The sequence below is a fragment of the Streptosporangium sp. NBC_01755 genome (assembly GCF_035917995.1).
Classification (GTDB): Bacteria; Actinomycetota; Actinomycetes; order Streptosporangiales; family Streptosporangiaceae; genus Streptosporangium.
Genome location: NZ_CP109131.1, coordinates 1,643,072 through 1,660,002, shown reverse-complemented (window position 1 = coordinate 1,660,002; position 16,931 = coordinate 1,643,072). Strand labels below are relative to the sequence as shown.

The 16,931-nt window shown below is 69.5% G+C and carries 16 protein-coding genes, 1 tRNA gene and 1 pseudogene; 12 read left to right on the top strand and 6 right to left on the bottom strand.

Going from position 1 to position 16,931, the window contains the following annotated elements; all coding sequences use genetic code 11:
• Positions 1-10: 10 nt before the first annotated feature.
• Positions 11-2,221, bottom strand: a complete 2,211-nt coding sequence (gene secA2, locus OG884_RS07490) for an accessory Sec system translocase SecA2 (RefSeq protein WP_442811647.1) — start codon at positions 2,219-2,221, stop codon at positions 11-13.
• Positions 2,222-2,742: 521 nt separating this feature from the next.
• Here secA2 and OG884_RS07485 point away from each other — a divergent pair.
• The 3 genes from OG884_RS07485 (at position 2,743) to OG884_RS07475 (ending at position 5,140) form a co-directional block, all read left to right on the top strand.
• Positions 2,743-3,765 carry a polysaccharide biosynthesis tyrosine autokinase gene (locus OG884_RS07485; protein WP_326646870.1) on the top strand — a complete coding sequence of 341 codons (1,023 nt, stop codon included), beginning with the start codon at positions 2,743-2,745 and terminating at the stop codon, positions 3,763-3,765.
• A gap of 25 nt (positions 3,766-3,790) precedes the next feature.
• Positions 3,791-4,153, top strand: coding sequence for a VOC family protein (locus tag OG884_RS07480; RefSeq protein ID WP_326643500.1), 363 nt, complete (start codon positions 3,791-3,793; stop codon positions 4,151-4,153).
• Positions 4,154-4,252: 99 nt separating this feature from the next.
• The gene (locus OG884_RS07475) at positions 4,253-5,140 is read left to right on the top strand and encodes a DMT family transporter (RefSeq protein WP_326643498.1); all 888 of its coding nucleotides are present in this window, start codon (positions 4,253-4,255) and stop codon (positions 5,138-5,140) included.
• A gap of 60 nt (positions 5,141-5,200) precedes the next feature.
• Here OG884_RS07475 and OG884_RS07470 read toward each other — a convergent pair whose 3' ends face one another.
• Positions 5,201-5,923 carry an FAD-dependent monooxygenase gene (locus OG884_RS07470; RefSeq protein ID WP_326643496.1) on the bottom strand — a complete coding sequence of 241 codons (723 nt, stop codon included), beginning with the start codon at positions 5,921-5,923 and terminating at the stop codon, positions 5,201-5,203.
• On the opposite strand from OG884_RS07470, the gene OG884_RS07465 reads away from it, so the two are divergent.
• Positions 5,900-6,355: a hypothetical protein gene (locus OG884_RS07465; RefSeq protein WP_326643494.1), complete on the top strand. Its 456-nt coding sequence runs from the start codon at positions 5,900-5,902 to the stop codon at positions 6,353-6,355. The two genes, OG884_RS07470 and OG884_RS07465, sit on opposite strands and share 24 nt — an antisense overlap.
• Positions 6,356-6,473: 118 nt before the next feature.
• Here the strand turns inward: OG884_RS07465 and OG884_RS07460 are convergent, their stop codons facing one another.
• Together OG884_RS07460 and OG884_RS07455 are read right to left on the bottom strand one after the other, a co-directional pair.
• Positions 6,474-7,061: a GNAT family N-acetyltransferase gene (locus OG884_RS07460; RefSeq protein ID WP_326643492.1), complete on the bottom strand. Its 588-nt coding sequence runs from the start codon at positions 7,059-7,061 to the stop codon at positions 6,474-6,476.
• A 273-nt stretch (positions 7,062-7,334) separates the two neighbouring features.
• Positions 7,335-7,919, bottom strand: coding sequence for a TetR/AcrR family transcriptional regulator (locus tag OG884_RS07455; protein ID WP_326643490.1), 585 nt, complete (start codon positions 7,917-7,919; stop codon positions 7,335-7,337).
• Between the two features lie 206 nt (positions 7,920-8,125).
• On the opposite strand from OG884_RS07455, the gene OG884_RS07450 reads away from it, so the two are divergent.
• Entirely contained in the window at positions 8,126-8,884 is a 759-nt protein-coding gene (locus tag OG884_RS07450; protein WP_326643488.1) for a nuclease-related domain-containing protein, read from the top strand.
• 178 nt (positions 8,885-9,062) lie between these two features.
• Here OG884_RS07450 and OG884_RS07445 read toward each other — a convergent pair whose 3' ends face one another.
• Both OG884_RS07445 and OG884_RS07440 read right to left on the bottom strand, forming a co-directional pair.
• The gene (locus OG884_RS07445) at positions 9,063-10,415 is read right to left on the bottom strand and encodes a vWA domain-containing protein (protein WP_326643487.1); all 1,353 of its coding nucleotides are present in this window, start codon (positions 10,413-10,415) and stop codon (positions 9,063-9,065) included.
• A gap of 109 nt (positions 10,416-10,524) precedes the next feature.
• A complete protein-coding gene (locus OG884_RS07440; protein WP_326643485.1) occupies positions 10,525-11,376 on the bottom strand; it encodes an AAA family ATPase in 852 nt (283 codons plus the stop codon).
• A 101-nt stretch (positions 11,377-11,477) separates the two neighbouring features.
• Between OG884_RS07440 and OG884_RS07435 the strand changes: the two genes are divergently transcribed.
• The 7 genes and pseudogenes from OG884_RS07435 to OG884_RS07410 all read left to right on the top strand — a co-directional run bounded on the left by OG884_RS07435 (position 11,478) and on the right by OG884_RS07410 (position 16,827).
• Positions 11,478-11,551: transfer RNA gene (locus tag OG884_RS07435), tRNA-Lys, on the top strand.
• A 178-nt stretch (positions 11,552-11,729) separates the two neighbouring features.
• Positions 11,730-11,882 (top strand): annotated as a pseudogene (locus OG884_RS37415) (galactose-binding domain-containing protein); the annotation flags it as partial.
• Positions 11,883-11,912: 30 nt separating this feature from the next.
• Positions 11,913-12,701 (top strand): SDR family NAD(P)-dependent oxidoreductase, encoded by a 789-nt coding sequence (locus OG884_RS07430; protein WP_326643483.1) that lies wholly within the window; start codon positions 11,913-11,915, stop codon positions 12,699-12,701.
• Positions 12,702-12,807: 106 nt separating this feature from the next.
• A complete protein-coding gene (locus OG884_RS07425; protein ID WP_326643481.1) occupies positions 12,808-13,728 on the top strand; it encodes an STAS domain-containing protein in 921 nt (306 codons plus the stop codon).
• A 148-nt stretch (positions 13,729-13,876) separates the two neighbouring features.
• Positions 13,877-14,458 carry a hypothetical protein gene (locus OG884_RS07420; protein WP_326643479.1) on the top strand — a complete coding sequence of 194 codons (582 nt, stop codon included), beginning with the start codon at positions 13,877-13,879 and terminating at the stop codon, positions 14,456-14,458.
• Positions 14,459-14,757: 299 nt separating this feature from the next.
• Positions 14,758-14,937, top strand: coding sequence for a hypothetical protein (locus OG884_RS07415; protein WP_326643477.1), 180 nt, complete (start codon positions 14,758-14,760; stop codon positions 14,935-14,937).
• Between the two features lie 78 nt (positions 14,938-15,015).
• Positions 15,016-16,827: a LamG domain-containing protein gene (locus tag OG884_RS07410; protein ID WP_326643475.1), complete on the top strand. Its 1,812-nt coding sequence runs from the start codon at positions 15,016-15,018 to the stop codon at positions 16,825-16,827.
• Positions 16,828-16,931 lie beyond the last annotated feature (104 nt).

Sequence of the window (16,931 nt, the reverse complement as noted above, 5' to 3'; positions counted from 1 at the left end):
CGATGAACGGTCAGCGGTGGCGGACCTTGGTGGTGAGGCGGTTGAGGATGCGGTCCCACTCGGTGCCGAAGGGGTTGTCCTGGACGAGGTAGGTCCAGGTGGCGGTGGGGCGCTTGAGGCCCGCGCCGTCGAGGTCGAGGCCGTCCTCGGTCACCGTGGCGGTCTCGAAGGTCTCGACCGAGCGCGACTCGATCTCGGCCAGCAGGCGCTGGTAGGCCGGGACCGCGTCCTTGTGGAACTCGTCGATCGGGTTGAGCCGCCCGAGAACCCGCAGGTGGATGCCCTCGCGCAGTTCCCCCAGGTAGGCCAGGTGGTCGGCCCAGCCGCGGTCGAGGTGGAACAGCACAATCTGGCGGGCGGCCTCGTGGAGCACCTCCTCGCCGGCGCTCTCCGCCAGCTCCGACCACCGCTCGGGGGCGGCCGAGGCCAGGGCATCGCCGGCCACCCGCTCGCGCAGGACCCGGTCGCGGCGCTCCAGCAACTGGCCGCGCTGGCGTTCGAGCAGGCGGGTGTAGCGCCAGGTGTTGCGGTGGATCTCCATGTTGACGCCCTCGGCGACCCGCTGGGCGTGGCCCACGAGGGAGTGCTCCGGCACGCCCTTGGCGTACTCGTCGGCGACGTAGTGGGTGATCAGCTCGTCCTCGCCGCTGACGTAGAAGACCGAGCCGCCGGGGTCGCCCTGACGGCCCGCGCGCCCGCGGAGCTGGTCGTCCAGCCGGCTGCTGGTGTGCCGTCCCGAGCCGATGACGTACAGGCCACCGAGCTCGTCGACGCCCTCGCCGAGGCGGATGTCGGTGCCGCGCCCGGCCATCTGGGTGGAGACGGTGAGCGCGCCGCGCTCACCGGCCAGGGAGATGATGGCCGCCTCCTCGGCGTCGTTCTTGGCGTTGAGGACCACGCACTCCAGTCCTCGGCCGCTCAGGGTCAGCGCCAGGCGTTCGGACTCGGCCACGTCCATGGTGCCGATCAGGATCGGCCGGCCGGTGGCGTGCACCTCGGTGATCTCCTCGACCAGCGCGAGGTCCTTCTCCATCCGGTACTCGAAGAGCCGGTCGGGCTCGTCGGTCCGCACGCACGGCCGGTTGGAGGAGACCACGGCCACCTTGAGGTCGTAGAACTCCCGCAGCTGGTCGCCGACCGCGACCGCGGTGCCGGTCATGCCGCACTTCTCCGGGTAGCGGGTGATCAGCGCCTGGACGGTGATCGAGTCGAGGATCTCGCCGGTCTCCGAGGGTGACAGCGCCTCCTTGGCCTCCACCGCCGCCTGCAGGCCGTCCGGCCAGCGCTGCAGCAGCGCCACCCGGCCCCGCGACGGGTTGATCAGGTGCACCTTGCCGTCCCGGACGATGTAGTCGACGTCCTTGGTCAGCAGAGCGTGCGCGTGCAGGGCGAGGTTGACCTCCGTCAGCGTGGCGGGGGTGTCGTAGAGGTCGAGGCCGAGCGCCTGCTCGACGGTGTCGATGCCCTTGGTCGTCAGGTGGACGTTGCGCGCCTGATCGTCGAGCTCGTAGTGGTAGCCCTTGACCAGCTGCCTGACCAGCGCCGCCATCTCCGGCACCGCGTCGCCTGGGTCGGCGGCCCCGGCCAGCACCAGCGGCACCCTGGCCTCGTCGACCAGCACGGAGTCGGCCTCGTCGACCACCGCCACGGCCGGCGCGGGCACGATCAGGTCCTCCACGCGGGTGCTCAGCCGGTCGCGCAGCACGTCGAAGCCGATCTCGCTGACCGAGCCGTACGTCACGTCCGCCGCGTACGCCGCCCTACGTTCCCCGGGCGTGGAGTTCTGTCCGATCCAGCCGCAGGAGACGCCGAGCGCCTCGTACAGCGGACCCATCCATTCGGCGTCACGCCGGGCCAGGTAGTCGTTGACCGAGATGACGTGGACGCGCTTGCCCTGCAGGGCGTATCCGGCGGCGGCCATCGCGCCGGACAGGGTCTTGCCCTCGCCGGTCGCCATCTCCGCGACGTTTCCCGACAGCATCGCCAGCATGCCGACCAACTGCACGTCGTAAGGACGCAGGTCGAGCGTGCGGCGCGAGGCCTCCCTTACGATCGCGCAGAACTCCGCCATGTCGTCGACGGAGGGCGTCGGCAGTTCGTCGAGCGCGCGGATCCGCTCCTCGCGGGTCCCGGCGTCCGCCACGACCCGCTCGAACTTCGACAGGTCGATGGTGCCGGGGCGTTCGAGGAAGCGCCTGAAGAGCTGAGTTATCGAGGCCACGTTCCCTCCAACGCCCGTTCGCGGGCTCGCGTTCCGTCTCTTCGCACATTGTGATGCAAAGATCGATTGTTCATGGATCGGAGCGGGTTCGCGAGGTCTCCGGAGCGGCAGGCTGCTCGCCGGGGATATCGGGCCGCTGCGATGCCGAGGTGCTCCTGGTCACCGGGCCGTTGCGATGCCGAGGTGCTCCTGGTCACCGGGCCGCTGGGACGCCGAGGTGCCCCTGGTCACCGGGCCGCTGGGACGCCGAGGTGCCCCTGGTCACCGGCCCGGCCGGTGGAGCAAGGTGAGGACCACGGAATCTTCGACCCGGTTTGCCGGATCCTGATTCCCTGTTTCGCGACACGTTCGCCGGTCATGGGGGTCTCTCCCACATCGACATCGATTACTCAAAGTAAGATTACGAAAGTGAAGAGTAGTCGCGAGGCGATCTCATCTGCGAAAACGGCATCCGGCGGACTCCGTCGCGTTGTGCTGCTGCGCGCCACCGTCACCGACGGTGATCCGTCCGCGCGGCGCGGCTGGCCAACTCCCTGAGCCGGGCCTTCGCGCAACTGATCGACGACCTCGAACACCCCGCTCAGTCCCCGGAGGGGGCGAAGGTGAGCGTCTCGATAGTCGACCAGGCGCAGGTGCCGTCCGCGCCGATCGAGCCGCGACTGCCGATCAACGTGGCGCTGGGCGCGCTGATCGGCCTGACGGTCATCGGGGGAGTGATCATCTTGAGGGATCGGCTGGACACGACGATCCGCACCCCGCAAACGCTGCGGAAGGCCACCGCGGTGCCGGTGCTGAGCGAGATCGGCTACGAGCGCGACGCCCGGCGGCACCCGCTGATCACCGAGCGGGACGGCTCCTCCGCCCAGATCGAGGCCTTCAACACGCTGCGCACGAACCTGCAGTTCATGAACGCCGAGCACCGACCCAGATCGCTGGTGGTCACCAGTTGTCTCCCCGGCGAGGGCGTGTCCTGGATCTGCGGCAACCTCGCCGTCGTCCTGGCCGAGGCGGGCTTGCGGGTAGCCCTCGTCGACGGCGACCTGAGGCGGCCGAGCATCGGCGAATACCTGAAGACAGGTGACCGGCCCGGCCTTACCGACGTACTGGCCGGCCGAGCCGAGACGTCCGCGGTGATGCGGCAGCGGGACGTGTCGGACGGCCGGCTGTCCGTGATCCCCAGTGGACCGTTGCCGGACGGCCCGAGCGTGCTGCTCGGCTCCCAGCGGATGCGCCTGCTGATCGACGAGCTCGTCGACGCCTGCGACATCGTGATCATCGACACGCCGCCGCTACTGCCGGTCACCGACGCGGCGACGCTCGCGGCGAACTGCGACGGGGTACTCCTGGTGGCCAGGTGCGGCAGGCCCCGCGAGCAGGACGTGGCACACGCACTGGGCCTGCTCTCCTCCGTCGGCGCCCGCTTGGTGGGGGCGGTGCTGAACTTCGCCCCCACCCGCCGCGGCGACGCTCGTGAGTATCCGTCCTACGCCCCGGGAAACCTGACCAGAGAACCGCGTATCCCGCCCGTACCTGACGACAGCTGACAGGTACGGGCGGGACGATCGTTCCATGACCATGACAGCGAAATTCCTGGCCGTGAACATCGATTGCGCCGAGCCCAGGCGACTGGCCGAGTTCTACGCGGCCGTCTTCGGCTATGAGCTCCAGTACGCGGAGGACACCTACGCCGGTATCGGCGACGGCACGATGACCGTCTACTTCCAGCAGAACCTCGACCGCAAGCCCGCCGCGTGGCCTGGCCCCAACAAGCAGTTCCACCTGGACGTCCGTGTCGCAGACGTCGAGGCGGCGGTCCGGGACTACCTGGAGATCGGGGCCACCAGGCCCGCCTTCCAGCCCGGTGAGGGAAAGTGGGTGGTGCTCGCCGACCCCGAGGGCCACCTGTTCTGCGTCTGCCCGACAGGCGACTAGGCGACCTGCCGCCGGGGGAAACAAGAGACGGCATAGGTCCCTACCCGTTCGTCTCGCGCTCTAAGCTTGCGGGGTGACCCAAGAAGCGCTTCTTCCCAGATGTCCTGTTCGCTCTGCGGGGTGGCGATGACCTGGGTCGGGATATCGATCGCGTTGGTCGGCGCGCTGGGCTACGCCCTGGGGGCCGCGCTCCAGCAGTTCGAGGCGGTCTCCGAAGGCGCCTCGCTGAAGCTGATGAGGCGGCCCCGCTGGTGGTTCGGCGGTGTCATCGGGTTCACCGGGGCATCCCTGCACGCCGTCGCCCTCAGCTTCGCGCCGCTGATCGCGGTGCAGCCGATCAGCGTGGCGACGCTGGTGTTCGCGGTGCCGCTGGCGGCGATGCTGCACGGCAGGCGCCCGCACCGGGCGGAGATCAGTGGCTCAATCGCGGTGGCCGTCGGGCTGCTCGGCCTGCTGCTGCTGGTTCCGGTGCACCCGGTGAAGCCGCACATGACGAACCAGGAGGCGCTGGGCTTCCTCGGCTGCGTCGGGCTGGTCATCGTGGTGAGCCACCTGCTGGGACGGAAGATGACCGGCTCGGCCAAGGCACTCACGCTGTCGGTCGCCGCGGGAGCGATGACCGCCAGCGTCTCCACCTTCGTCCGGGTGGTGGGCGGCAACTTCGGCGGTGACTTCGGCACGCTGCTCAACTGGTTCACGGTCGCCATCCCGGTGCTGCTCGTCTGCGCGATCGTGTTGCTGCAGAAGACCTACGAGGTGGGTTACTTCGGCATCTCCTACGCGGCGGTGCAGGTGGTCGACCCGATCACCTCGATCCTCGCCGGTGTGCTCCTGCTCGACGAGGCGGTGCCCACCGGCTGGCTGAACGTGGTTCCCGCGCTCTTCGCGGTCGCGCTGCTCGTCTGGGGGACGGTCACCCTGGGGAAACTCTCCCCGGACCACGGGGTTCCGGCCTCGGTACGCGAGAAGGCGACGGTCTCGCCGTAGGCGCCCTTCGTGGTGGGTCAGGTTGAGGGCGGCGGCCAGCCGAGCACCTCTTGTGGTGGGTCAGGTTGAGGGCGGCGGCCAGCCGAGCACCTCGTCCATCGCGCCGTTCACGCGCGAGGGGGCGAGCCGCCAGCTGAGCGCCGTCATCGTGTCGCGCAGCCGCACGGCCAGCGGGTTGCGCAGCCGGGTGACGCGGCAGATCGCGGCGGACCGGGCCACGATCCTGGAGGTGCGCTCCAGCCGGGCGGCGGTGTAACCGGCCAGCACGTCGTCCCCGCCAAAGAACACGGCGCCCGTGCCGTCGCCGACCACGTGGGCCAGCACCACCGCGTCCTCGATCGCCTGGCAGGCGCCCTGGCCAAGGTTGGGGGTCATGGCGTGCGCGGCGTCGCCCAGCAGCGCGACCCTGCCCCGGTGCATGGCGGGCAGCGGAGGGGCGAGGTGGTGGACGTCGTTCCGCAGCACCCGTTCCGGCGTGGCGGCGGCGAGCAACTCCGGGATCGGGGAGTGCCAGTCTCCGAACAACCGGCGCAGCTCGGCCGGCTGGTCTCCGCCACCGCCGCCCGCCGGGACGGTGTCGGTGGCGTAGCAATAGGCCGTGTCCCCGGCCAGCGGCATGACTCCGAAGACCTTTCCGCGCCCCCAGCTCTCGTATGCCTGGCCGTGTACGCCCGGGGCGGGCACGAGCAGCCGCCAGGCGGTGATGCCCGAGTAGCTTGGGGCGGGGTGGCCGGGGAACAGCGTGGACCTGACGGGGGAGTGGATGCCGTCGGCCCCGATCACCAGGTCCGCCTCTGTCCGCCCGCCGGCGAAGGTCACCAGACCGCTGTCCGGGTCGACCCGTGTGACCTCGGTGTTCAGCCGGACCGTACCGGTCGTGAGGCGTGCGGAGAGCGCGGCGACCAGGTCCGCGCGGCGCCCCAAACCCGCAGGCGGACGATCGCCCGCTACGAACTGGCCCTGGAGGCCACCCGCCGTCCCGAGCTGCGCACGATCTATGACAGGGCCGGCGAGCGCTTCCGTGACCCCGCGGCCGCGATCCTCGCCGCCGCGGGGTCGCCCGACCCGGTACGGCACGGGCGCCGGCTCGTCGCCTTCGGCGAGGGCGTCATGTTCGACGCCATCGTCGGCGCCGGAGCCGAACCGACCCTGGACGACCTCCGCCGGGGGATCGGGGAACTGCTGCGTGGCATGCTCGGCCGGGAAGGCGCATAGGGCTCGGCCGAAGCGTCGCGGAAACCGGAGAGGTCCGGAGCTCGAAAGATTCGGGGGCCAGGGGCGATCCGGGAAACCGGAGAGGCCCGGATGGCCGGATGGCCGGTTCGGGAGGCGTTCAGCGGGCCGGGCCGGTGAGGCGGGCACGGTGGGCGGGCCACTCGTCGTCCAGGATGCCGAAGTAGACGGTGTCGCGCCATGTGCCGTCGGCGCGGCGGCGATGGCGGCGCAGGGTGCCCTCGTGAACGCCGCCGATGCGCCTGATCGCGTTCTGCGAGCGGATGTTCAGGTTGTCGGTCTTGAGTTGCACCCGGTTCACGCCCAGCTTGTCGAAGGCGTGGTCGATCAGCAGGATCTTGCACGCGGTGTTCACCCCGGAGCGCCACAGGGCCCTGCCGTACCAGGTCCAGCCGATCTCGATGCTGTCGGCGTACCCGGGCGTGTCGATATAGGTGGTCCAGCCGACCGCGCGGCCGCTCTCCTTCAGGATCACCGTGAACGGCACGTGGTCTGCCGCCTCGACCAGTCGCGCCGCGATCCGGGCCAGTTCGGCCTCGGTACGCGGGGTGGGGTCGGTCACCCAGCGCCACACCTCGTCGTCGTGGCCGCCGGCGGCGAACAGGTCGGGGATGTGGCCGTCGGTCAACGGCTCCAGCCGTACGGTGTCGCCTTCGAGGGTGATGGGAGCGGGCATCTGCGCGGTCATGGAAAGGACTTTAGGACTCCGAGTGGACCTGCTCGAAGGTCCACTCGTGAGGCCTTCCCAGAGACCACTCGGCGGTCGAGGTACGCGCCCCTGGTCCCGCCGCGGGACAGGGGTCCGTGAATTTCCGCTGACCTCCCCCGCTCGCGGGCCGGTGCCACCCGGCCCGCGAGCGAGGGAGAAGGGCTTGCTCCGGGTGCTGCCTGTCGCTCAGGGGAAGGGGGATGGGCGCCTGCCCGGGGCGGAGTGGGGGGATTACTTGGTAAAGGAGAGCGTCTACTCCGGGCGGAGTGAGGTCAGCAGCAGGTCGGCGAAGTGCGCCCCCAGCTCCGCGCCTGAGAGTGCGCCCTCCACGCTGTACCAGGTGCCCAGGTGGTGGATGGAGCCGAAGAAGAAGTCGACGACGATGTCGGCGGGGACGTCTTTCCTGAAGGTGCCCTCGCGCTGTCCCTCGATGACCAGGTCGCGGAAGCGCTCGTGGTAGCGGCGCCGCTCGGCGCGGACGACCTTGCGGGTGTCGGGCGCGAGCAGGTGCATCGAACGGAAGAAGACCTTGGAGTCGTCCAGGTTCTCCACGGTGGTCGTCACGACGTCCGCGGCAGCGGTGTGCAGGCGCTCGGACACCGGCCCCGAGCCGTCGGCGAAGTGGGTCAGCCGCTCCATCTGCATGCGCAGCACACGTCCGTAGATCTCGTGGAGCAGGTCGTCCTTGGAGTCGAAGTAGTGGTACATGGCGCCCTTGGTGACACCGGCCGCCGAGACGATCCCCTGCACCGATGTGCCCTCGAAGCCCTGCTCGGCGAAGAGGCGGGTGGCCTCACTGAGCAGGCGCTGCCGTACCGGCTCCTGGTCCTGAGTCATACGTGTCCCCCATGGTGTGGTGTGGGAAAGCGTACCGACTGGTTGGTCAAGCGGGGGGTGATTGCCATAGACGTGTTACTTGCGTCACCTTCGCGATTCAACGATAGCTGGAGCCCCCAATTGGGTATTTCATAGTCCAAGGATCTTCAGTGTGGCAGGTCCCCCCACTTTCCTTCACGACCGCATCGAGCCATGGGGGGTTCGTCATGCCCGGCGGATCTATCTACGTGACGCCAGTCGACCAGGTCCACGGCCTGTCACCCCAGGTCATGTACGAGCAGTTCTGGCTCAAGGAGGCCGACCACCGCAGGAAGATGCGCGGGGTCAAGGCGGCGGCCGGCCTGGCGGTGGGCGTCGCGCTGGCCTACCGGTTCAACCTGTCCCCGATTGTCCTCGGGCTGCTGTGCGGCGTGCTCGTCGGTGCCGCGGACGCGTTCTGGACCTGGCGCGAGTACGACGCCACCGCCGTCTGGCGCGGCAAGCGCAGGGGCGAGACCATCACCGGTAAGCGGCTCCGCCGCAGGCTGCGCAGGTCCGGCTACCATATCCTCGACGGCCGGGCCATCCCGGGCAAGGCCTCGATCGACCACCTCGTCATCGGCCCCGGTGGCATCTGGGTGGTCGACAACGAGGCGTGGCACCCGGAGACCGAGATCGCCCGGTACGGCGACCGGCTGTTCCTCGGCGAGAAGTACGGCACGAAAACGGCGAAGGCACTCGTCGAGGTCTCCGAGTCACTGGCCGAGGTGCTCTCCCGCGAGTCGGGCATTCCCGTCACCATCGAGCCGTTGCTCGCCGTGCACGGCGGGCAGCTCAGGCGGTCGGTCACCGCGGAGGGGGTCACCCTCCTCAAGCCCCGCCTGGTCGTGCGCTGGATCAAGGACGGTCCGCGGGCGGACTTCGACGACGCCCAGGTGGAGGTGCTCGCCAGGACCGCCGCCCGGGTGCTGCGCCGGATGAGCTGACCGTATGCCGACCGCCGCCCGGGTGCTGCGCCGGATGAGCTGACCGTATGCCGACCGCCGCCCGGGTGCTGCGCCGGATGAGCTGACCGTATGCCGACCGCCGCCCGGGTGCTGCGCCGGATGAGCTGACCGTACGTCGGCCGTGCCCGGGTGTCGCGCCGGGAGAACCGGAATCCGCTCAGGAGAGTTCCTCGATGAAGGCCGCCAGCTGCGTGACGTTGCGGCACTCGTACATGGGCACGATCCCCCCGTATGCCGTCGCCACCGAGTCGCCGGTGTCCCACTGGGCGGTCGGCTCCGGGTTGAGCCAGTAGGCGTGCCGAGCGTCCCTGGCCAGCCGTCTCAGCGTCTCCAGTGCGGCCGGCTGGTAGTTGGACCGGGCGTCGCCCAGGATCAGCAGTGACGTCTTCGGCCCGATGGCGTCGCCGTACCGCTCGGCGAACGTCTCCAGCGCGTGGCCGTAGTCGGTCCGGCCGAACCGCACCATGTCGGCCTCCTGCACCAGCCGGGTCATCGCCTCGGCCACGTCGGCGCCCGGCATGAAGAACCGGGTGATCTCGTCCACGGTGTCCACGAACCCGAACGCGCGGACCTTGGTGAACTGCTCGCGCAGCGCGTAGGTCAGCAGCAGGGTGAAGTGGGCGAAGGAGGCGACCGAGTCGCTGGTGTCGCAGAGCACGACCAGCTCGGGCTTGTGCGGGCGGCGCGGCCTGTTGAAGGTGGTCAGCGGCACCCCGCCGCTGGACAGCGAGGCCCGTACGGTCCTGCGGAAGTCGAGGCGGCCGCGGTGGCCGAGCCGGTGCTTGACGGTCAGCCTGGCGGCGAGACGCCGGGCGAGCGGATGGACCTCCCTGCGGAGCCTGGCCAGGTCGGCCTTGGTGATCCGCAGGAAGTCGAGCTGCTCCAGCGGCGGGCGCACGGAGGAGCGGGCGATCCGCTCGATGCCGGAGTCCTCGGCGATCCGGCGGCGCACGTCGCGTGAGACGGCGTCCTCGAAGCGCCTGGTGTGCTCGCCGATCCGCTGCCGGGCGACCTTCTCGGCCAGTCCGCCGCGCTCCTGGCCGAGAAGGACCTCGGCGAGCAGCCGTGCCATGAGCGTCTGGGGGGAGAGTGCCCGCATCACCGAGTAGGAGAACCAGTTCTGCCTGCCGGGACTCGCCACCTGGCGGCCGAAGCGCTCCACCATCGCCCGTGCGAACTCGTTCATCCCCTCGGCGCCCAGCAGCAGCTCGGCCAGCCGGTCGCGCAGCTCGGGAACCTCGGCGGTCCGCAGGTCGAGCCCGGCCGCGTGCGAGGCCTGCAGGCCGGTGGTGGAGGCGGGGAACCACAGGTCGAAGAGCGTGTCGAAGCCCGGCCGGTGCGAGGGCCGCTTGACCAGCGTCGCGGCGTACGCGGCCCGCAGCGACTCCCGCTCGGTCAGGTCGATCACCTCCAGTGCCCTGGCCGCGTCCAGCCCTTCGGCCGGCGACACCGGCAGCCCGGCCTCGCGTAGCGCGTGCACGAACCCCACGTGCCGGTCGAGCAGGCTCACCCTCGGCCTCCCGTCCCGATGGCCGGGCCGCCCGGGCCGCCCGGGCCGCCCGGGCCGGTCGGCCGGGCAGGGGCGGTCGCGGCGGGCCCGGCCGGCCGGGCCGTGCCGGTCACAGTGCGAGCTCCTTGCGCGCCCGGGTCTGGTCGGAGGCGTGCTTGAGTACGACGCCGAGGGTGGCCCCGATCGCCGCCTCGTCCAGCTCGGTCCTGCCCAGCGCGAGCAGGGTGTTGGCCCAGTCGATCGTCTCGGCGATCGAGGGCGCCTTCTTCAGCTCCAGGGCGCGCAAGGTGGCCACCGTGCGGGCGAGCTGCTCGGCCAGGGCGGCCGTGATCGTGGGCACCTGGGCCAGCACGATGTCGCGCTCGCGCTCCGGTGTCGGGTACTCCAGGTGCAGGTAGAGGCAGCGCCGCTTCAGCGCCTCGGAGAGCTCGCGGGTCGCGTTGGAGGTCAGCACCACGTACGGCCTGCGTACGGCGGCGATCGTGCCGAGCTCGGGGATGGTGACCTGGTAGTCGGACAGGATCTCCAGCAGCAGCCCCTCCACCTCGACGTCCGCCTTGTCGGTCTCGTCGATCAGCAGGACCACCGGCGTCTGGGATCGGATCGCCGCGAGCAGTGGCCGCTCCAGCAGGAACTCCTCGGTGAAGATGTCGTCGTGGGTGGCGTCCCAGCTCTCGTCCTGCCCGGCCTGGATGCGCAGGAGCTGCTTCTTGTAGTTCCATTCGTACAGCGCCCTGGCCTCGTCCAGCCCCTCGTAGCACTGCAATCTGACCAGCTTCGCCCCGGTCGTCGCCGCCACGGCCTTGGCGAGCTGGGTCTTGCCCACGCCGGCCGGCCCCTCGGCGAGGAGTGGTTTGCCGAGCGCTCCCGCCAGGAAGACCGAGGTCGCGATGGAGTCGTCGGAGAGGTAGTCGACGGCGCTGAGCCGCTCGCTGGCGTCGGCGGGCGAGGCGAACCACATGTGTGCTCCCAGTACAGGACCGAATGTTGTTCTAGCTTAGCCGCTGATCGTAACGGATTTCGAAGCCCTGCCCGATGTGCGCTATCCTTCAGGAGCTTCAAGCGCCGCTAGCTCAGTTGGTTAGAGCAGCTGACTCTTAATCAGCGGGTCCGGGGTTCGAGTCCCTGGCGGCGCACCCGATGGAAACCCCAGTTCAGTACGCTGAGCTGGGGTTTCTCGGTTTTCGGGGGACTCTGGTTGGACCGGGACGCGCCCGGGGTCGCTCGCTGGACGCTCTTTGAGGTTCCCCCTGGACCGACTGGAACGGGCGCCGACGACGCGGCCACGAGCACGGAGAGCGACCAAAAGGTGCCGTGGTGGACGGGGTCGCCGCTCGCCGTACTCCAGCACGTCCTCGGAGGACGGCCGAGGGGGTGGATCCGCAGTGGCTCCGGGTCGATCTGGGTGCGAGCGCTACGGTGTCGCGGGTCAAGCTGACCTGGGAGGCCGCTTACGGCAAGTCGTACAAAGTCCAGCTAGATCCTACGGTTCGAGGCATGGCGATCACGCAACACAAAATCGGTTCGGGATTCGACGCGCACAGCACAGCGGACGAGGTTTTGGCCGGCCTCCGGTTATCCGGCAAGAACGTCCTGATCACCGGCGGCTACTCGGGGCTCGGCCTGGAGGCCACACGCGCGCTGGTCCGCGCCGGGGCACACGTCGTCGTGCCCGCCCGCCGTCCCGCAGTGGCGAGGGAGGCCCTGCATGGCATTACGCGGACGGAGGTGCGAGAGTTCGATCTGTCGGACCCCGACAGCATCCGGACCTTCAGCCACCGGTTCCTGGAGACCGGCCGAACCGTCGACATCGTCATCAACAACGCGGGCGTCATGGCCTACCCGCACAGGCTCATCGCCCCCGGATGGGAAGCGCACTTCGCCATCAACCACCTCGGGCACTTCGCCCTGGTCAACCGGCTGCGCCCGGCGCTGGCCCCCACCGGGGCACGAGTTGTTTCGGTGGCCTCGTCCGGGCACTTCCTGTCCGACATTCGCTGGGACGACCCGCACCTCCGCCACGGCTACGACCATTGGTCGGCCTACGGGCAGTCCAAGACGGCCAACGCCTTGTTCGCCATGTGGGTGCGTTGCGATCACGAGATGGCCAGAGCGACACAGAATTTCGATCAGGCGAATGGTCCGCCTGGCTTGAGGCGAACCACCGAAGCCGCAGTGGGGTCTGGTCCGTCCTGCCTGAGAAGGGCACGGAGGTGGCCTCGGTCAGCAGGGCCGAGGCCCTCAGGCCCGGCCTTGATCCCGTCGCGGAGCGGAAAGCAGGCGTAGAGTTGGGAGTACCGAGGACATTTCGTGCGTTGACATCCAGGTCGACGTCGCCCAAGGCGATAGGCGACTCCGGTCCCCCTCAGGGACCGAGACGGGCCGGGCGATCATGATGCCGGAGCTTCTTTCCCACAGCACGCCGTTCACAGACACCACTCCTGAGGCACGCCTCAGCCTGGATCCCGCCCTTGGCCGCAGGGGCGCCGTGGACGGGGCCTGGTGGCCGTACTCACAGGACGCGGCAGTGGAACTGCCGGGCCTCATCGCCGCCATCGACCGGCGGCTGGGCCGGCCCGTCATGCGCGTGGGCCTGCCCCTGGGGCCCTGGGACGACATCCCGCACCGTGTCGCGGCCCCCGGCCGCCAGGTCAAGGTGGGCTGGTTCCGCAACATGGACCCGCACGTGGTCACCCTGATCTGCGAGGCCATGGACCCCGTCAACCTGCTGGTCATTCCACCCGGCACCGAGAACGGCACGGCCGCGCACATGCTCGCCCTGGCCACCAGGTGCGCGGGTGCCACTCGTCCGACCGACATCCTCACCGCCGCCGCCTCCGGCGCCACCTCGATCACCCGAGACGACGGCCAGGGCACCCGGGACGACGGCCAGGCCACCTGGGAGAACGAGGGCGGGCGGATCGCCGACCGCGCACCGCGCCGGTCACCAGGGCCCAGATCCTCTCCGAGAGGAGACATCATGACCGTTCTGCAAACTCAGACCTCCCACGGAGCGGGCCCCCAGGCCGCCGGCCCCGCTGCGACAGTCATTCATCTACACGGCGAGATCGACGTCTTCACCAGTGCGGCACTGCGCGAACGACTGCTCCGCGCGTTGCGGCGCGGAGCGAACCCGCTTGTTCTCGACCTGTCCGGGGTGTCGTTCTTCGACACGTCAGGGCTGGCCGTACTGGTCGGCATCCAGCGCCGTGCCAGGCAGCTCGGAGTCACCTTCGAGCTGTCCGCGCCTCGGCACCAGACGGCGGTCCTGCTCCGGGTCACCGGTCTGGACCGCACTTTCACCATTCGCTGAGCGTCAGCGGAGCGGATCCCCCTGTCAGCGGGCATACCCATCGGTAGGTTACGCTCGCCCGGCGAGCTCGGGTCTCACCGGCGTGGACTTTTCCGTACGCAAGAAACCTGCAAACCGACGGCAAGCCGGACTTACTACGATCATCGCCATGATGAAAAGAATGATCGCGGTGACCGCTGTCGCCGGAGCCGCCGTGCTGGCGGCCCAGCTTCCCGCGTCCGCGAGCTCCTCCACCGCGCTGCTCCGCCTGCGCGGCGGTTTGACGCTGGAGATCCCGAACTCCTGGCGGGTGTACGGGACCGCGGATCAGGTCCGGGTGGTGACCGGTGCCTGCGCGCGGCCCAACGGCGGTTACTTCCAGCCCAGGTGCGACAGCTTCTGGGTCATGGGGCCGAAGGCCCTCAAGACCGGAGGAGAGGGCTTCCGGCGCTACGACCCCACCCAGGGCGCGTTCTACCCGGCGTCCGACGTGGTGCCCTGCGCGACCAACCCCAAGTACGGCCAGGTCCTCGGTAAGGCGATCGTGGTCGGCTACCGCAACATCGGGGTGGCGCACAAGGCGCACTACCGGGTGTGGCCGGGCCGGTGTATGTCGTACACCGACTTCGCGCAGAAGTCGACGTTCAACCAGCGTGAGTGGTACCTGCCCAAGTCGAAGATCCTGATCGTCGACCAGTGGGCCACCCCCGGCCTGGCCACCATCCTGAAGAACGCGATCTGGGACAACTGATCGCCTGACCCGCCACCTGGAACCAGACCGACCTGCCCGTCCCTCGGTGAGGTGACCCCCACTCGATCGTGAGCAGGTCGACCAGCCACAACTCCCGCCCGCCGTCGCCATCGGTCTCCGGTACGCGTACGGCGGGCGCGCTCGTGAACGTCTTCTCCAACAGTGCCAGGCGGCCAAGCTCGGGACCGGTCACCGGCCCGGCGGCGCGATCAAGATGGCCGAATGTGGTCGCCGTGACCGTGTTGATCCGAAATGCGATCAGGGTCAGGGTGAGTGGACTTCAACGTACAGAGGTGGTTATGGCGGCTCAGGATTCCCTGCTCAAGGTCTACGGCGATCGTACGTACGCGCATGTGGCGATGGTCCGGCACCAGGGCATCACGGTGGCGTTCGCGATGGACTCGGCGCGACGGATCGTCTACAACGTCCTGAACCTGGCCAGGACGGATACCGCCAAGGGCGAGATGGACGCCGCGTAGTGGGCCGACAACCCCGCCGAACTGCCGTTCCCACGGGAGATCACCGAGGTCGGCTACAGCATCGCGGGCGCGACGGCGATGCCGGCGGTCAAGCGGGGCGGCCGGATCGAGGCGGGGGCGGCCGAACAGCTGGAACCCGACGAGATCGACACGTTCCTCTCCACGACCGCGTGCCTGTCGGCGGCGGCCCCGTTCCAGGTGATCTCGGACGGCACGTACGTGGTGGTGCTGCGGCAGTCGGTCGGGGCCGCCCACGCCGACGCGGTGCACAAGCTGACCGGCGGCGGCTGTTCCGGCGACGCGGCCAGGACGGACTACGAGACCAGCGGCGGCGACAAGGTGCCGCTGGTGCGGGAGACGCTGCCGTGCGACCGGTTCCTGCTCGTGGACGGCAAGCTCAAGCCGGTGCTGGAAGTGCGCTATCGGCGCAGCCGGCACGCCACGCGGCCGGACTCGACCAACGACACGCTGGGCACCGAGGACATGGAGAGCCGGCCGTTCTACGAGCCGACGAAGGAACTGTCGTTCATCCGCAACCTGAGCGGCGGGCGGTTCACGGCGGTGATGGTGCCGACCGCGATCAACGACATGTGGCGGTGGCAGCTCTTCGCGCAGAACGACGCCACCGGCCGCGTCGACTGTTTCAACATCGAGCGGGACGCCGACGGCGGGTTCAACACCCAGGGCACGCGCTTCTACACCAGCCCCGACCCCAAGTACCGCGACGCCGTCTTCGAGCGCGCCCCGGGCAAGTGCCCGTTCACCAACCTGGAACTGGTGCCGGTGGCGGGTGTCGCAGGGCACGCGGAGACCGCGCTGCTGCTGGACGGTACGGCCGGGCATGTGGACCTGGGCAATCCTGGAACGTTCAAATTCGGCGCCGGGCCTTACACGATCGAAGCGTGGATCAAGCCGTCGGCCTTCGACGGGACCGTCCTGGCCAAGGGCACGGCCTGCCGGCTCGGGGTGCACCCGAACGGCACGGTCTTCCTCGCCCACAACAGCGCGCCCTGGTCGGTGGCCTCGATCGAGCCGATCCCGCTGAACGAGTACACCCACGTGGCCGGGGTCTACGACGGGACAACCGCGACCGTCTTCGTCAACGGCAGGGCGGGCCAGAGCGTGAGCCTGCCGTACCAGACCGACCAGGCCGCACCGGTCCTGATCGGCGCGGTGAACACCGCGGGGCAACCGGGCAGGTTCTTCAACGGCGAGATCGACGAGGTGCGTCTCTGGGACCGCGTCCGCACGGCTGAGGAGCTGAGGCGGGAACTGGGCCATCGCCTGATCGGCAACGAGTCGGGACTGGTGTCGTACCACCGCTTCGACGAGGGGTCGGGCACGACCGCCTACGACCAGAGCGACCGCGCCGTCAACGGCACGCTCCGCGGCGGTGTGCAGTGGGTGGGCTCGCAGGCCCCGGTGGGCGATCACCCCGGCGTGCGCCGCGACAGCTTCTCCATCGCGGGCCGGAGCGTGATCTCCGGAATGTCCTCCGTGCTCTACCACCAGCAGCAGTCCGCCTCCGTCGGGTACGGCACGACCGCCAGACCGGCCAAGCGCCAGGCACGGTTGCTGCTCGCCTTCACCACCAAGGCGGCCGCCGACAAGGACGGGCAGGTGGCGACCGTGGAGTTCGGCGTGGGCAGGGACGGACGGCTGGCCCAGGTGCCCGACATCCTGGACCTGCCGGTGATCGACCGCCCGACGCAGAGCAGTGACCTGGATGCGATCGCCGTGCTGGAGCAGAAGATCAAGAAGCTTGAGGGCGAGGTGCTGGACCTGCCCCGGGAGATCGACCGGTTGACCAAGCTCGCCGCGAACGTGCCCGCGCTCCAGACCTCCTACGACGAGCTCGCCAAGCAGGTCACCTACTGCCAGCAGAGCTAGGACGAGCAAAAGGACAGGTTAGAGGCCTGGCTCTGGCGGCTGGACATACAGGAGTCGCCCGGTCGGCCGACCATCGCGATCAGGGGCGACGACCTCAAACTGGG

Coding starts and splice junctions, on each gene's coding strand:
- OG884_RS07480 (WP_326643500.1), top strand. CDS start 3,791: ATGACCATGACAGCGAAATTCCTGGCCGTGAACATCGATTGCGCCGAG.
- OG884_RS07475 (WP_326643498.1), top strand. CDS start 4,253: ATGTCCTGTTCGCTCTGCGGGGTGGCGATGACCTGGGTCGGGATATCG.
- OG884_RS07460 (WP_326643492.1), bottom strand. CDS start 7,061: ATGACCGCGCAGATGCCCGCTCCCATCACCCTCGAAGGCGACACCGTA.
- OG884_RS07455 (WP_326643490.1), bottom strand. CDS start 7,919: ATGACTCAGGACCAGGAGCCGGTACGGCAGCGCCTGCTCAGTGAGGCC.
- OG884_RS07450 (WP_326643488.1), top strand. CDS start 8,126: ATGCCCGGCGGATCTATCTACGTGACGCCAGTCGACCAGGTCCACGGC.
- OG884_RS07440 (WP_326643485.1), bottom strand. CDS start 11,376: ATGTGGTTCGCCTCGCCCGCCGACGCCAGCGAGCGGCTCAGCGCCGTC.
- OG884_RS07430 (WP_326643483.1), top strand. CDS start 11,913: ATGGCGATCACGCAACACAAAATCGGTTCGGGATTCGACGCGCACAGC.
- OG884_RS07425 (WP_326643481.1), top strand. CDS start 12,808: ATGATGCCGGAGCTTCTTTCCCACAGCACGCCGTTCACAGACACCACT.
- OG884_RS07420 (WP_326643479.1), top strand. CDS start 13,877: ATGATGAAAAGAATGATCGCGGTGACCGCTGTCGCCGGAGCCGCCGTG.
- OG884_RS07415 (WP_326643477.1), top strand. CDS start 14,758: ATGGCGGCTCAGGATTCCCTGCTCAAGGTCTACGGCGATCGTACGTAC.
- OG884_RS07410 (WP_326643475.1), top strand. CDS start 15,016: ATGCCGGCGGTCAAGCGGGGCGGCCGGATCGAGGCGGGGGCGGCCGAA.